The sequence below is a fragment of the Nostocoides sp. HKS02 genome, assembly GCF_009707485.1.
Classification (GTDB): Bacteria; Actinomycetota; Actinomycetes; order Actinomycetales; family Dermatophilaceae; genus Pedococcus.
The window spans coordinates 1,767,440-1,781,542 of sequence record NZ_CP046121.1 but is presented as its reverse complement, the minus strand read 5'-3'; the positions used below and the strand labels follow the sequence as shown (position 1 = coordinate 1,781,542).

Here is a 14,103-nt window from a genome sequence, read left to right as displayed (position 1 = left end):
GATCCCACCGGGCGGGCTCGCATAGGGTGGTGCGGTGGCTGAACGTTTCCGGGTCGTTGGCGGCACCGCGCTTCGCGGCGAGGTGACCGTCTGGGGCGCCAAGAACAGCGCCCTGAAGCTCATGGCGGCCGCCCTGCTCGCCGTAGGGCGTACCCGGCTCACCAATGTGCCGGCGATCCTCGATGTCACGATCATGGCCGAGCTGCTGCGCCGGCTGGGCTGCATCGTGGACTACGACGCCGTCGCGGGCGTGGTCGAGATCGAGGTCCCCGAGCAGATCGGCCACCGCGCCGACTACGACCTCGTGCGGGCCCTGCGCGCCAGCACCGCGGTCCTCGGGCCGCTCGTGGCCCGCTGCGGCGCGGCCGACGTCGCGGTGCCTGGCGGCGACGCGATCGGCTCGCGGGGGCTCGACCTGCACGCCGCGGGGCTGGCCGCCCTGGGCGCCACGGTGCACGTCACCCACGGCTTCCTCGTGGCCGAGGCACCCGACGGGCTGCACGGTGCTGAGATCAGGCTCGAGTTCCCCAGCGTCGGGGCCACCGAGAACGTCCTCACCGCCGCGGTCCTCGCCACCGGCACGACGCGGCTGGAGAACGCCGCGCGCGAGCCCGAGATCATCGACCTCGCCGACATGCTGTGCTCGATGGGGGCACACATCACCGGTGCCGGCGCAGGCGTCATCGAGATCGAGGGCGTGGACCGCCTCACGCCGACCCGTCATGCCGTGGTTCCCGACCGCATCGCCGCCGGGACCTGGGCATTCGCCGCGTCCGCCACCCGCGGAGACATCGAGGTCGTGGGTGGCCGCAGCGCCCATCTGGCTGCGGCCCTCGATCTGGTCGAGGCCAGTGGGGCCACCGTGACCGACACCGACCGGGGCTTCCGGGTCGACTCCGGGGGGCGCCGACCGCGGTCGTTCGATGTCGCGACGCTGCCCTATCCGGGCTTCCCGACCGACCTGCAACCCTTCGCGCTGGCCTGCAACGCCGTGGCGCAGGGGTCCGCGATGATCACCGAGAACCTTTTCGAGGCCCGGTTCCGCACCGTCCAGGAGCTCAACCGGCTCGGTGCCGAGACGCGCATCGACGGCCACCACGTCATGGTGCACGGCGTCGAGCGGCTCTCCGGAGCGCCGGTCGAGGCCAGTGACATCCGGGCCGGGGCGGCCCTGGTCATCGCCGGGCTCGTGGCCGAGGGCGTCACGACGGTCAGCGGCGCCCAGCACATCGACCGCGGCTACGCCGGCTTCGCCGAGTCGTTGCGGGGGCTCGGCGCGGACGTCACGCGCGAGCCCGACGACGACCCCTTTGTGTGAGTGCGTGCGGACCTTTATCAGATCTTGATCTGAACCGCGACAACCAGAACTCCCATTTCCCGCGTCCATGTGAGTGAATGTCTGCCACGGACAAGGGGGTTCGCATGTCGATAAGCACCATTGGCACACTTCCCGTCGAAGTGCGTGCACTGCGCACAGGTCAGGAAGTCGCCATCATCGGGCGGATCGACGTGCACACCGTCCCGGACGTGCGCCTGCTCCTCCACGAGATCATCGACACCGGGTGCGGCGACGTGCTCATGCGCTTGGCTCATGCCGAGATCGGTGACGCGACCGGGCTCGGGGTGCTCGTCGAGGCCTACAACCGCGCCCGTCGGGCCGGCCGGCGACTGGCCGTGGTCGACATGACCGAGCGCACCGGCCGGCTGTTGCGTGCATCACGCCTCGACCGTGCGCTCGTGCTGCGCGAGGTGCCCGAGGCGTCCACTGTGGCCGCTGTCACCGCCTGAACTCCTCCCTGGGCGCGAGGGTGCCCCGGTACCTTCGGCCCTATGGCCGAGCCCCGCGACGTCCCCAGCCCTCCGGCGTCCACCCCCGTGCGTCCCGAGCGTGACCGTCCCTGGGTGATGCGCACGTATGCCGGCCACTCCAGTGCCGTCGCCAGCAACGAGCTCTACCGCCGCAACCTTGCCAAGGGCCAGACCGGCCTGTCGGTCGCCTTCGACCTGCCCACCCAGACCGGGTACGACCCCGACCACCCGTTGGCGCGTGGCGAGGTCGGCAAGGTCGGGGTCCCGATCTCGCACGTGGGTGACATGCGGGCCCTGTTCGACCAGATCCCGCTGTCCCAGATGAACACCTCGATGACCATCAACGCGACCGCCATGTGGTTGCTGGCGATGTACCAGGTCGTGGCCGAGGAGCAGGCCCTCGAGGCCGGCGACGACGCGGCTGCAGCGGTGCGGGCGCTCGGCGGCACCACCCAGAACGACATCATCAAGGAGTACCTCTCCCGGGGCACCTATGTCTTCGCCCCGGGGCCTTCGCTGCGCCTCATCACGGACATGGTGGCCTACACGGTCGCCGAGATCCCGAAGTGGAACCCCATCAACATCTGCAGCTACCACCTCCAGGAGGCGGGGGCGACTCCGGTTCAGGAGATCGCCTACGCGATGTGCACTGCCATCGCCGTGCTCGACGCCGTGCGGGACTCGGGTCAGGTTCCCCCGGAGCGGTTCGGCGAGGTCGTCGCCCGCATCTCCTTCTTCGTCAACGCGGGGGTGCGCTTCGTCGAGGAGATGTGCAAGATGCGCGCCTTCGTCCAGCTGTGGGACGAGCTGACCCTCGAGCGCTACGGCGTCACCGATCCCAAGCAGCGCCGCTTCCGTTATGGCGTCCAGGTGAACTCGCTCGGCCTCACCGAGGCCCAGCCCGAGAACAACGTCCAGCGGATCGTCCTCGAGATGCTCGCCGTGACGCTCTCGAAGGATGCCCGCGCCCGAGCCGTGCAGCTGCCTGCCTGGAACGAGGCCCTTGGCCTGCCGCGACCGTGGGACCAGCAGTGGTCGCTGCGCATGCAGCAGGTGCTGGCCTTCGAGTCCGACCTGCTCGAGTACGACGATCTTTTCGCCGGGTCGGCCGTCGTCGAGACGAAGGTGGCCGAGCTGGTCGCGGGCGCCAAGGCCGAGATCGACCGGGTGCAGGAGCTGGGCGGTGCGGTGCCGGCCGTCGAGAGCGGCTACATGAAGTCAGCCCTGGTCGCGTCGCACTCGCTGCGCCGTCAGCGGATCGAGGCCGGCGAGGACGTGGTCGTGGGAGTCAACCGCTTCGAGACGACCGAACCGAACCCGCTCACCGCCGACCTGGACACCGCGATCCAGACGGTCGACCACGACGTGGAAGCCAAGGCGGCCGCTGCGGTGCGAGCGTGGCGGGAGGAGCGCGACGCGCAGCCCGCCAGCCGCGAGCGGGTGGCCGCAGCGCTCGACCGGCTGCGCGCCGACGCCCGTTCGGGGGTGAACCTCATGGCCGCCTCGATCGAGGCTGCCCGTGCCGGGGTGACGACGGGGGAGTGGTCGCAGGCGCTGCGCGAGGAGTTTGGCGAGTTCCGGGCCCCGACCGGCGTCTCGGGGTCGGTGGGCGTCGCATCCGGGGGTAGCGACGAGCTGCGCGCGGTCCGTGCGCAGGTCCGGGCCACCGGGGAGGAGCTGGGGGAACGGCTTCGGGTGCTCGTGGCCAAGCCGGGGCTCGACGGGCACAGCAACGGCGCCGAACAGGTCGCCGTCCGGGCCCGCGACGCCGGGTTCGAGGTCGTCTACCAGGGGATCCGCCTCACCCCCGAGCAGATCGTCGCCGCGGCGGTGGCCGAGGACGTCCATCTCGTCGGCATCTCGATCCTCTCCGGATCGCACATGGAGCTCGTTCCGCAGATCCTGGCTGGCTTGCGCGAGGCGGGTGCGGGCGACGTGCCGGTCATCGTGGGCGGGATCATCCCCGACGCCGACGCCCGCGCACTGCGCGACCTGGGTGTCGCGGCCGTCTTCACCCCGAAGGACTTCGGCCTGAACGAGATCATGGGCCGGTTCGTGAGCCTCATCCGCGAGGCGCGTGGCCTCGACCAGCGCACCCCGCAGCCCGCCTGACTGGGCGAACCCACCTGAACCGTCCCGCGCCCGAAGCAGGCCTCCGGACGGTGGTGAACCGGGTGCTACGTCACTGCTCGCTGTCGGCGAGCAGTGACGTAGCGGACGCGCTGCCCCTGGTCGGGGGCACGGTGAGGCCCGTCGGCGGCCGAGGCGACCAGGCGCTCAGCGGTCGATGTGGCTCATGTCGCCGTACCGGTCGCCAGCCACCGCGTCGCGCGGCACCGCAACCTCGAGGGCCGCCAGGTCCTGCGCTGTGAGCTGCAGGGCTGCGGCACCGACGTTCTCCTCGAGGTAGCGCACCCGCTTGGTGCCGGGGATCGGGACGACGTCCTCGCCCTGCCCGAGCACCCACGCGAGAGCAAGCTGGCCCGGCGTGCAGCCCTTGTCGGCGGCGAGGGACTTGACCTGCTCGACCAGGCCGAGGTTGGTCGTGAGCGCCTCACCCTGGAACCGCGGGAAGTAGGGGCTGCGCCGAGCATCGGCCTCGCCATCCGCTCCGGTGTCCGCCGTGATGGTGCCGGTGAGCATGCCGCGGCCGAGCGGCGAGTAGGGCACCAAGCCGATGCCGAGTGCCCGGATGCTCGGGAGCACCTCGTCCTCGAGGTCGCGGGTGAACAGCGAGTACTCGGTCTGGAGCGCGGTGATCGGGTGGGTCGCGTGCGCGCGCCGGATAGTCTCCGATCCGGCTTCCGAGAGGCCGAGCCGGCGCACCTTGCCGGCCTGCACGAGTTCGGCCATCGCACCGACGGTCTCCTCGATCGGGACGCTCTGGTCGACCCGGTGCTGGTAGTAGAGGTCGATGTGGTCGACGCCGAGGCGCTCGAGGCTGGCGTCGCACGCCGCGCGCACGTACTCGGGTGAGCCGTTGATGCCGAGGCGTTCGCCGTTCGGTCCGCGCTGGTTACCGAACTTGGTGGCCACGACGACCTCGTCCCGGCGGCCGGCGATGGCCCGCCCCACGAGCTTCTCGTTGGTGAAGGGGCCGTACATGTCGGCGGTGTCGAGGAACGTCACGCCGAGGTCGAGCGCTCGGTGGATGGTGGCGATGCCGCCGGCCTCGTCAGGGGTGCCGTAGAACTCGGACATCCCCATGCAGCCCAGGCCGAGCACCGACACGGTGAGGTCGGTCCCGAGGTCGGTGCTGCCGAGGACGCGCGTGGACAGTGGAGTCGGGGTCGAAGACGTCATGCGTCGAGTCTTCGCCTTCGAGCGCGCTCCAAGTCAAGCGGAGCGCCGGGTGGCCGAAGCCGCGTCCACCCGGCTCGCGTACAGGTCGATCTTCGCGTCGAGCGCGGCCAGGTGGTCTTGCACCTCGGCGAGCTCGGCGAGCACCCGCTCCCGGTGAGCCAGGAGGATCTCGAGCCGCGCGGACTCGTTGCCGTCGCCTTCCCGGGCCAGCGCGGCATACGCGCGGACCTCACGGATGGGCATGCCGGTGGCGCGCAGGCGGGTGAGCATGGTGATCCACGTGAGGTCGTGCTCGGCGTAGCGCCGGTGACCCGATGTCGACCGTTGGACGTCGCGCAGCATCAGGCCGTCGCGCTCGTAGTAGCGCAGCGTGTGTGGGCTCAACCCGGTGCGCCGGGCGGCCTCGGTGATGGTGAGGTCCACGCGCCCGATGCTAGAACAGGCGGTGCTCGCTGTTGTCGATGCCCTTGAGGGCGTCGTAGTCGAGGGTGACGCAGCGGATACCGCGGTCGGTCGCCAGGGTGCGAGCCTGCGGCTTGATCTCCTGGGCGGCGAACACCCCGGTCACGGGCGCGAGGTGGGAGTCGCGGTTCATCAGCTCGAGGTAACGGGTGAGCTGCTCGACGCCGTCGATGTCGCCGCGGCGCTTGATCTCCACGGCCACGGAGGCGCCCGAACCGTCCTTGCACAGGATGTCGACCGGCCCGATCGCGGTCATGTACTCCCGGCGAACCAGGCTGTACCCCTCACCCAGGGTGTGGATGTGCTCGGCGAGCAGCTTCTGCAGGTGGGCCTCGACGCCGTCCTTGACCAGCCCGGGGTCGACGCCGAGCTGGTGTGAGGAGTCGTGCAGCACCTCGTGGATGAGCACCCGGAGACGGTCCTCGGACTTCGCGTGCTGCACCTGCCAGACCGCGGTGACCCCCTGCGCGGTCTCGTGGTCCTCGGGGTCGAGCTCAGCCATGGCGCACGGTGGCGACATCCAGTTGAGCGGCTTGTACGAGCCCCCGTCGCTGTGGACGAGCACCGACCCGTCTGCCTTGACGAGCAGCAGCCGGGTGGCCAGCGGCAGGTGGGCGGACAGTCGACCGTCGTAGTCCACGGAGCACTTCGCAATCACCAACCGCATGAGGCGTCACTCTACGGGCTGCGCCCATTGCGTCGTGCGGGGCGCTTGGCGCACACTCGAAATGACAGAGGTGAGTCGGTATGCCGTACGTGTTGGGCAACGTCGCCGGCCTCGCCGCGGTCGTCGCCGGCTTGGTCGGCGGGGTGCGTTGGCTCAGTTCGGGCCAGCCGCCTCGGTTGCTGCGTCCGGTCGTCGACCGGGCGCAGGCATGGCTCGATGCGCGGCGTCCCGTGCCGGAACCGATCCCTCCGGTGCTCCTGGCCCTGGAGCTCAGCAGGCTTGCCCGTCACGTCCGGACCGTCGAGGAGTCCGATCTGCCACGCAAGGCGGAGCGGCTGATGGCCGCTCGGCTGGCCTACGACCACGCGCTGCGGGACTACTGCCGGGCCGTCGACATCCCCGTGCCCACCGCCATCCGCGGCCTGTCGCGCGAGCAGCGCTTCGACATGGAGTCAGCCCTCATCGGAGCCGGACACGAGTGGTGAGGTGCCGCACACCCCGCGCAGCAGGGTGGTGACCGTCACGCCGCCCGGGGGTCCACGCGGCATACGCACTCTGCCAGACTCGCCGCATGGCTCGTGAGTTCAGCAAGGTCGGAGTGATCGGTCTCGGCACCATGGGTGCCGGCATCGTCGAGGTGTTCGCGCGCAACGGGATCACGGTCGTGGCCGTCGAGGTCGACGACGCGGCGGTCGAGAAGGGCCGGGGCGTCCTCGAGCACTCCACGGGCCGCGCCGTCGCCCGCGGCAAGCTGACCGAGGAGGACCAGGCCGCGCTGCACTCGCGGGTGCAGTTCACCTCGAGCATGGACGAGCTCGCCGACTGCGAGCTCGTCGTCGAGGCGGTGCCCGAGCACCTCGACCTCAAGAAGGACATCTTCGGCAAGCTCGACGCCATCGTCGGTCCGGACGCCATCCTCGCCACGAACACGTCGTCGCTGTCGGTGACCGAGATCGCCGTGGCCACGGGCAATCCCAAGCGCGTCGTCGGCATGCACTTCTTCAACCCGGCCCCGGTGCTGCAGTTCGTCGAGGTCATCCGCACCGTCGTGACCGAGGACGAGGTCTTCGAGGACGTCAAGGCGCTGGCCCTGCGGCTCGACAAGCAGCCGGTCATCGTTGGCGACAAGGCCGGCTTCATCGCCAACGCGCTGCTCTTCGGCTACCTCAACCACGCGGTGTCGATGTTCGAGACCAAGTACGCCACTCGCGAGGACATCGACGCGGCGATGCGGCTCGGCTGTGGGTACCCGATGGGCCCGCTGGCCCTGATGGACCTCATCGGCCTCGACACCGCTTACGAGATCCTCGACACGATGTACAAGCAGGGCCGCGACCGCCTGCACGCGCCGAGCCCGGTGCTCAAGCAGCTCGTCAGCGCCGGTCTCAAGGGGCGCAAGAGCGGCCGCGGCTTCTACACGTATGCCGAGCCCGGCAGCTCGCAGGTCGTCGCCGACGCGCTCACGCCCAGCCCCGAGGGGGAGGCGGGGGCACAGCTGCGCTCCGTGCGGACCGTCGGGGTCGTCGGTTCGGGCACGATGGCCACCGGCATCATCGAGGTCTTCGCCAAGGCCGGCTACGACGTCGTCTACGTCACGCGCAGCCAGGCCAAGGTCGATGCGGTCACCGCCGCCATCCGCAAGTCGCTGGAGAAGGCCGTCCAGCGCGGCAAGCTCAGCGAGGACGCGCGGAACGACGCACTCGGCCACCTCACCGGCACGACCTCCCTGGACGACCTGCGGGACGCCGACCTCGTGGTCGAGGCAGTCGTCGAGGACCTGGCCGTGAAGAAGGCGCTCTTCGAGAACCTCGACGAGATCTGCCGCCCGGGGGCCATCCTCGCGACGACCACCTCGAGCCTGCCCGTGGTGGAGTGCGCGGCCGCCACCTCGCGCCCGCAGGACGTCATCGGCATGCACTTCTTCAACCCGGCCCAGATCATGAAGCTCGTCGAGGTCGTCCACACGGTGTCGACGGCGCCGGACGTGGTGGCCACGACCCAGGACCTCTGCGCCAAGATCGGCAAGCACGCCGTGACCTGCGGTGACCGGTCGGGCTTCATCGTCAACGCCCTGCTCTTCCCCTACCTCAACGACGCCGTCAAGATGCTCGAGGCGAACTACGCCACGGCCGACGCGATCGACACCGCGATGAAGACCGGGTGCGGCCTGCCGATGGGACCGTTCGAGCTGCTCGACGTGGTGGGCCTCGACGTCTCGCTCGCCATCCAGCGCGAGCTCTACCTCGAGTTCCGGGAGCGTGGCTTCGCACCCGCTCCGCTGCTCGAGCACCTCGTCACAGCGGGCTACCTCGGCCGCAAGTCCGGTCGGGGCTTTCGCACCTACGCCTAGCCGCAGACCGTGCCGCGCGCCAACCGCCGTCGCCGTGACGACGCCCCGCTCAACCTCGACCGCGCGGTCGGGGGACTCGTGCGCCGCGAGTCGTATGCCGGGTCCGAGTGGTTCGTGCGCCGGGTCAGTGGTGCGGGGTCGACCCGGGACTACCTGTGCCCGGGCTGCCAGCAGGGCATCGCCCTCGGCACGCCGCACGTCGTGGCGTGGCCCGCGGAGGGCATGGGCGGACTCGAGGACCGACGCCACTGGCACACCTCGTGCTGGGAGGCGAGGGAGCGGCGCCGCCCGCTGGGGGCGACCCGCTGAACCGGGCGCCCGTCAGTGCCGGCGCTGTCGCGGCAACAGGACCTCTTCGTAGAGAAGCAGCAGCCCCGCGGCGAAGGGGATGGCCAGCAGCGCGCCCAGCATGCCGAGCAGGGTGCCGCCGGCCAGGGCCGCGACCACTGTGATGCCGCCGGGCACCGAGACGGTGTGCTGCATGACCCGCGGCATGACCACGTAGTTCTCGATCTGCTGGTAGACGACGTAGTAGACGATCGCGATGACCATCTTGCGGGGCTCGTCGAAGACGGCCACGGTCGACACGAGCACTGCGCCGAGCGTGGCTCCGACCATGGGGACGAGCCCGAGGAAGCCACGAGGACCGCGAGCACCGCGGCATACGGGATGCCGACGATCGACATCATGATCCAGCTGAACATCGCGTTGACCGCGGCGACGGCGACCTGGCCGATCGCGTAGGAGCCGGTGCGCCGCATGATCTCTTCGGACAGCGAGATGACGCGGGGACGCCGCGAGGCCGGGACGACGTCGAAGGCCGCCTGCTTGACCCGGGGCAGGTTCGCGAGGAAGAACAACGTCAGCACCAGCACCGTGAACATCTGGAAGATGCCCGTCAGCACCGCGCGGCCGGCTCCGAGGACGCCGCCGAAGACCTGGCTGAGGAAGTTGCTGTCGGTCAGGCGCTTGTTGAACTCCACCGAGATCTTGTCGACCACGTGGTAGTGCTGGTCGAGCCCCTGCACGAGCTTGCTCTTGAGGACGTTGTCGAGATAGCTCGGAGCCTCCTTGACGAGCTGGGTGCTCTGGGACGCGACGGGAGGTACGACCAGCAGCCCGAGCAGGACGAAGACCACCAGCACGCCCGCGAACACGACGAACACCGCCCAGGCCCGCAGCATCCCGCGCCGGGTCAGCGACTCGACGATGGGGTTGAGGGCGAGGGTCAGGAACAGGGCGACGACGACCAGGGTGATGACCGTCGTGAGGCGACCCATGGTGTTCCACAGCCCGAGGGCGATGAGCACGCCGAACGCCCCGACGAAGCCGAGGTAGAACGGTGACTGCCGGTTGAGGGGCCGCCCCGCCCGGCCGTACGGGTACTCCTCCGACGGAGCGTGCTCGTCGGGTCCGGGTCCGGGGCCCAAGGTGTCACCATCCGTGGGCACCGGTGGCGCCGTCTGGGCGGCGTCGTCGCGAGACAGGTCACGCAGCAGGTCCGGACCCACAGGGACGCCCTCGTCGGCCAGGGCATGCGGGTGGTTGCTCGCGCGCAGCGCCTCTCGCTGGGCACGTTGGTACGCGCGCCATCGGGTGAGCACAGACATGACTCGACCCTAGGGCACCGCCTGTCGCGAACGGTCGAACGCCGCAGGTCAGGCGTTGCGGAACCGGTTGATCGCCTGTTCGTGGACGGCGCGCTTGGCGGGGTTGGAGACTCCGAGGCCACCCTCGGGCGCCAACGTCAGCACCCCGACCTTGCCCTGGTGCAGGTTCTTGTGGACGTCGTAGGTCGCCTGTCCGACGTCCTCCATGCGGTACGTCTTGGACAGCGTGGGGTGGATCAGGCCGCGGTTGATCAGGTCGTTGGCCTCCCAGGCCTCGCGGTAGTTGGCGAAGTGCGAGCCGATGATCCGCTTGAGGCTCATCCAGAGGTAGCGGTTGTCGTACTCGTGCATGTAGCCGCTGGTCGACGCGCAGGTGACGATGGTCCCTCCCTTGCGGGCGACGTAGGTGCTCGCGCCGAAGGTCTCGCGGCCCGGGTGCTCGAAGACGATGTCGACGTCCTTGCCCCCGGTGAGCTCGCGGATCCGGCCGCCAAGGCGCTTCCACTCCTTCGGGTCCTGGGTGCGCTCGTCCTTCCAGAACCGGTAGTCCTCGGCGTTGCGGTCGATGACGAGCTCGGCACCCATGGCGTGGCAGATCTCGGCCTTGTCGGGGGAGGAGACGACGCAGACGGGCGTGGCGCCACCGGCCAGCGCCATCTGGGTGGCGTACGAACCGAGGCCGCCCGAGGCGCCCCAGATGAGGACCGTGTCACCGAGCTTCATGCCCGCGCCGTTGCGCGAGACGAGCTGGCGGTATGCCGTGGAGTTCACCAGCCCGGGGGAGGCGGCCTCCTCCCAGGTCAGATGGTCCGGCTTGGGCATCAGCTGGTTGGTCTTGACGATGGCGAGCTCGGCCAGGCCGCCGAAGTTGGTCTCGAAGCCCCAGATGCGCTGCTGCGGGTCGAGCATCGTGTCGTTGTGGCCGTCGGCGTCCTCGAGCTCGACGGACAGGCAGTGCGCGACGACCTCGTTGCCTGGCTTCCACTTCCGGACGCCGGGACCGGTGCGCAGCACGACGCCCGCCAGGTCGGACCCGACGATGTGGTACGGCAGGTCGTGCCGCTTGGCGTACTCGGACGTGCGGCCGTAGCGCTCGAGGAACCCGAACGTCGACACCGGCTCGAAGATGGAGGTCCAGACGGTGTTGTAGTTGATGGCACTGGCCATCACCGCGACGAGGGCTTCGCCGGGCGCGAGCTCGGGGATCGGCACGTCGTCGACGTGGAGCGACTTGCGGGGGTCCTTGTCACGACTGGCCAGACCCTCGAAGAGGTCGACCTCGTCCTTGTGCACCGTCACGGCGCGGTAGGACTCGGGGATGGTCAGTCCGGCATACGTCTCCTGGGTGCGGTCCCCGGAGAGGATGGCGTCGCGGATTTCCTGCATCGGTGTGGCTCCTCGGCTCGCGGTTACGGGTCGTCGGTCAGCACGGCTGAACCCGAAACTACTGGCGCGTAACCGGATTGGGGAGGGACTGAGACTGCGGTCACGCGGTGACGTGGCTCACCCGGTCGAGGCGGCGGCGGTCAGTGGGTCTCGTGCGCGGGCTGGACCAGCTCGACGAGGATCCCGCCGGCGTCCTTGGGGTGGATGAAGTTCACCCGGGAGTTGGAGGTGCCGCGCCGCGGGGTGTCGTAGAGCAGCCGAAGGCCGCGCTCACGCAGAACCTGGCTGACCGCTTCGACGTCCTCGACGCGGTAGGCCACCTGCTGCACGCCCGGGCCCGAGCGCTCGAGGAACTTGGCGATGGTGGACTCGGGCGAGAGCGGGGCGAGGAGCTGGATGTGAGACCCGCTGCCCCCGACGGCCATCATCGCCTCGCGGACCCCCTGCTCCTCGTTGACCTCCTCGTGGGCCAGCTCCATGCCGAAGGTGTCCCGGTAGAAGGTGATCGCGGCGTCGAGGTCGGCGACCGCCACTCCGACGTGGTCGATGGCGGTGAAGAGCTCGGTGGGGAGGGCACTCATGGCTTTCACCCTAGAGCCGGGGCCCTGCACCGCGACATGAGTGATGCGTCACGCGCCATAGACTGGCCGCATGTCCGCACTGTCACGGGACGACGTCGCGCACCTCGCCGGCCTCGCCCGCATCGACCTGTCCGATGCCGAGCTCGACCGCATGGTCGGCGAGCTGGGCGTCATCCTGGAGTCCGTCGCCAAGGTCCAGGAGGTGGCGGCCGACGACATCGAGCCGATGTCCCACCCGCTCCCGATCACGAACGTCACCCGTCCCGACGAGGTGCGCCCGTCACTGGGGGCGCAGGCTGCCCTGGCCGGCGCCCCGGAGCAGGAGCAGCAGCGCTTCTCCGTGCCGCGCATCCTCGCCGAAGACTGACCAGACCCCCACCAAGGACGGCCCGTGAACTCCGACATCACCCGTTTCAGCGCTGCCGAGCTGGCGCATGCCCTGGACTCCGGCGAGCTCAGCTCGGTGGAAGTCGTGCAGGCGCACCTCGACCGGATCGCCACCGTGGACGCCGACGTCCACGCCTACCTCCATGTCGACGGTGAGGGCGCCTTGGCGGCCGCGCGCGCCGTCGACGAGCGGCGACGGTCCGGCGAGGAGCTGCACGTGCTGGCCGGGGTGCCCATCGCGGTCAAGGACGTGCTGGCGACCAAGGGCCTGCCGACGACTTGCGGTTCCAGGATCCTCGAGGGCTGGATCCCGCCCTATGACGCCACGCTGGTGAGCCGCCTCAAGGCTGCTGGCATGCCGATCCTGGGCAAGACCAACATGGACGAGTTCGCCATGGGGTCCTCCACCGAGCACTCCGCCTACGGCCCGACCCACAACCCGTGGGACCTCACTCGCATCCCGGGCGGGTCCGGCGGTGGCTCCAGCGCCGTCGTCGCGGCATACGAGGCACCGCTCGCGATCGGCACCGACACCGGTGGCTCGATCCGGCAGCCGGCCTCCGTGACCGGCACGGTCGGCGTCAAGCCGACGTACGGGGGCGTCTCCCGCTACGGGCTGGTGGCGCTCGCCTCCAGCCTCGACCAGGCCGGTCCCTGCACGCGCACGGTGCTCGACGCCGCGCTGCTGCACTCGGTGATCGGCGGCCACGACCCGATGGACTCCACCTCGATCGACGCGCCGGTGCCCGCCGTCGTCGAGGCCGCTCGTCGCGCCGATGTGCAGGGCCTGCGGGTCGGCGTCATCAAGGAGCTCGGAGGCGAGGGCTACCAGGCCGGGGTTCGCGCCCGGTTCGACGAGTCGGTGCAGCTGCTGCAGGACGCCGGTGCCGAGGTGGTCGAGGTGTCGTGCCCGAGCTTCGACTACGCCCTGGCGGCGTACTACCTCATCCTCCCCAGCGAGGCGTCCTCCAACCTCGCGAAGTTCGACGGCATGCGCTACGGCCGGCGCGTGCTGCCGGCCGGGATCGACGACCCCAGCGCCGAGCAGGTCATGGCCGCCACCCGCGACGCCGGCTTCGGCGACGAGGTGAAGCGCCGCATCATCCTGGGCACCTATGCGCTCTCCAGCGGCTACTACGACGCCTACTACGGCCAGGCGCAGAAGGTCCGACGCCTCATCGCGAACGACTTCGCCACCGCCTTCGAGCGGGTCGACGTGCTGGTGAGCCCCACGGCCCCCACCACCGCCTTCAAGCTCGGCGACAAGCTGGACGACCCGATGTCGATGTACCTGCAGGACGTCGCGACGATCCCGGCCAACCTGGCCGGAGTGCCCGGCATGTCGCTGCCGAGCGGCCTGGCCGACGAGGACGGACTGCCGACCGGCATCCAGATCCTCGCCCCGGCGACGAAGGACGAGCGGCTCTACGGCGTCGGGGCAGCCCTGGAGAAGATGCTCGTCGACCGGTGGGGTGGGCCGCTCCTGGCCAAGGCCCCCGAGCTGACCGCGAAGGGAGCCTGACCGTGACCGACCTGACCGCTGCCACG

The 14,103-nt window shown here is 70.1% G+C and carries 13 protein-coding genes and 1 pseudogene; 8 read left to right on the top strand and 6 right to left on the bottom strand.

The genetic code is table 11. The annotated features are described in order from the left end of the window. Positions 1-34 precede the first annotated feature (34 nt). The 3 genes from murA (at position 35) to GKE56_RS08435 (ending at position 3,921) form a co-directional block, all read left to right on the top strand. The gene (murA, locus tag GKE56_RS08445; RefSeq protein WP_154684167.1) at positions 35-1,318 is read left to right on the top strand and encodes a UDP-N-acetylglucosamine 1-carboxyvinyltransferase; all 1,284 of its coding nucleotides are present in this window, start codon (positions 35-37) and stop codon (positions 1,316-1,318) included. 140 nt (positions 1,319-1,458) lie between these two features. Beyond that, complete coding sequence (locus GKE56_RS08440) at positions 1,459-1,788, top strand: STAS domain-containing protein (protein ID WP_230208840.1); 330 nt, start codon at positions 1,459-1,461, stop codon at positions 1,786-1,788. 117 nt (positions 1,789-1,905) lie between these two features. After that, positions 1,906-3,921 (top strand): protein meaA, encoded by a 2,016-nt coding sequence (locus tag GKE56_RS08435; RefSeq protein ID WP_230209306.1) that lies wholly within the window; start codon positions 1,906-1,908, stop codon positions 3,919-3,921. A 165-nt stretch (positions 3,922-4,086) separates the two neighbouring features. Here the strand turns inward: GKE56_RS08435 and GKE56_RS08430 are convergent, their stop codons facing one another. The 3 genes from GKE56_RS08430 to nucS are packed head-to-tail and all read right to left on the bottom strand — an operon-like array spanning position 4,087 to position 6,241. After that, a complete protein-coding gene (locus tag GKE56_RS08430; protein WP_154684164.1) occupies positions 4,087-5,112 on the bottom strand; it encodes an aldo/keto reductase in 1,026 nt (341 codons plus the stop codon). A gap of 33 nt (positions 5,113-5,145) precedes the next feature. After that, positions 5,146-5,535, bottom strand: coding sequence for a MerR family transcriptional regulator (locus GKE56_RS08425; protein WP_230208839.1), 390 nt, complete (start codon positions 5,533-5,535; stop codon positions 5,146-5,148). Between the two features lie 10 nt (positions 5,536-5,545). Then, positions 5,546-6,241, bottom strand: coding sequence for an endonuclease NucS (nucS, locus tag GKE56_RS08420; RefSeq protein ID WP_154684162.1), 696 nt, complete (start codon positions 6,239-6,241; stop codon positions 5,546-5,548). Positions 6,242-6,321: 80 nt separating this feature from the next. On the opposite strand from nucS, the gene GKE56_RS08415 reads away from it, so the two are divergent. From GKE56_RS08415 to GKE56_RS08405, 3 genes are all read left to right on the top strand, one after another. After that, positions 6,322-6,726 carry a hypothetical protein gene (locus GKE56_RS08415; RefSeq protein ID WP_154684161.1) on the top strand — a complete coding sequence of 135 codons (405 nt, stop codon included), beginning with the start codon at positions 6,322-6,324 and terminating at the stop codon, positions 6,724-6,726. 86 nt (positions 6,727-6,812) lie between these two features. Then, on the top strand, positions 6,813-8,591 hold the full coding sequence (locus GKE56_RS08410) for a 3-hydroxyacyl-CoA dehydrogenase family protein (RefSeq protein ID WP_154684160.1): 1,779 nt from the start codon (positions 6,813-6,815) through the stop codon (positions 8,589-8,591). A 9-nt stretch (positions 8,592-8,600) separates the two neighbouring features. Further along, a complete protein-coding gene (locus GKE56_RS08405) occupies positions 8,601-8,900 on the top strand; it encodes a hypothetical protein (RefSeq protein ID WP_154684159.1) in 300 nt (99 codons plus the stop codon). Between the two features lie 12 nt (positions 8,901-8,912). Here the strand turns inward: GKE56_RS08405 and GKE56_RS08400 are convergent. The 3 genes and pseudogenes from GKE56_RS08400 to mce all read right to left on the bottom strand — a co-directional run bounded on the left by GKE56_RS08400 (position 8,913) and on the right by mce (position 12,168). Then, a pseudogene (locus tag GKE56_RS08400) lies at positions 8,913-9,871 on the bottom strand (AI-2E family transporter). A 378-nt stretch (positions 9,872-10,249) separates the two neighbouring features. After that, the gene (ccrA, locus tag GKE56_RS08395) at positions 10,250-11,587 is read right to left on the bottom strand and encodes a crotonyl-CoA carboxylase/reductase (RefSeq protein ID WP_154684158.1); all 1,338 of its coding nucleotides are present in this window, start codon (positions 11,585-11,587) and stop codon (positions 10,250-10,252) included. A gap of 140 nt (positions 11,588-11,727) precedes the next feature. Continuing rightward, positions 11,728-12,168, bottom strand: a complete 441-nt coding sequence (mce, locus tag GKE56_RS08390; RefSeq protein ID WP_154684157.1) for a methylmalonyl-CoA epimerase — start codon at positions 12,166-12,168, stop codon at positions 11,728-11,730. Between the two features lie 70 nt (positions 12,169-12,238). On the opposite strand from mce, the gene gatC reads away from it, so the two are divergent. Together gatC and gatA are read left to right on the top strand one after the other, a co-directional pair. Beyond that, positions 12,239-12,535 (top strand): Asp-tRNA(Asn)/Glu-tRNA(Gln) amidotransferase subunit GatC, encoded by a 297-nt coding sequence (gene gatC, locus GKE56_RS08385; protein ID WP_154684156.1) that lies wholly within the window; start codon positions 12,239-12,241, stop codon positions 12,533-12,535. A 24-nt stretch (positions 12,536-12,559) separates the two neighbouring features. After that, positions 12,560-14,077, top strand: coding sequence for an Asp-tRNA(Asn)/Glu-tRNA(Gln) amidotransferase subunit GatA (gene gatA / locus GKE56_RS08380; protein ID WP_154684155.1), 1,518 nt, complete (start codon positions 12,560-12,562; stop codon positions 14,075-14,077). The last annotated feature ends 26 nt before the right edge of the window (positions 14,078-14,103 follow it).

Excerpts from the sequence above, each read along its gene's own strand:
- GKE56_RS08435 (WP_230209306.1), top strand. The coding sequence starts at position 1,906 with ATGCGCACGTATGCCGGCCACTCCAGTGCCGTCGCCAGCAACGAGCTC.
- GKE56_RS08430 (WP_154684164.1), bottom strand. The coding sequence starts at position 5,112 with ATGACGTCTTCGACCCCGACTCCACTGTCCACGCGCGTCCTCGGCAGC.
- nucS (WP_154684162.1), bottom strand. The coding sequence starts at position 6,241 with ATGCGGTTGGTGATTGCGAAGTGCTCCGTGGACTACGACGGTCGACTG.
- GKE56_RS08415 (WP_154684161.1), top strand. The coding sequence starts at position 6,322 with ATGCCGTACGTGTTGGGCAACGTCGCCGGCCTCGCCGCGGTCGTCGCC.
- GKE56_RS08410 (WP_154684160.1), top strand. The coding sequence starts at position 6,813 with ATGGCTCGTGAGTTCAGCAAGGTCGGAGTGATCGGTCTCGGCACCATG.
- ccrA (WP_154684158.1), bottom strand. The coding sequence starts at position 11,587 with ATGCAGGAAATCCGCGACGCCATCCTCTCCGGGGACCGCACCCAGGAG.
- mce (WP_154684157.1), bottom strand. The coding sequence starts at position 12,168 with ATGAGTGCCCTCCCCACCGAGCTCTTCACCGCCATCGACCACGTCGGA.
- gatC (WP_154684156.1), top strand. The coding sequence starts at position 12,239 with ATGTCCGCACTGTCACGGGACGACGTCGCGCACCTCGCCGGCCTCGCC.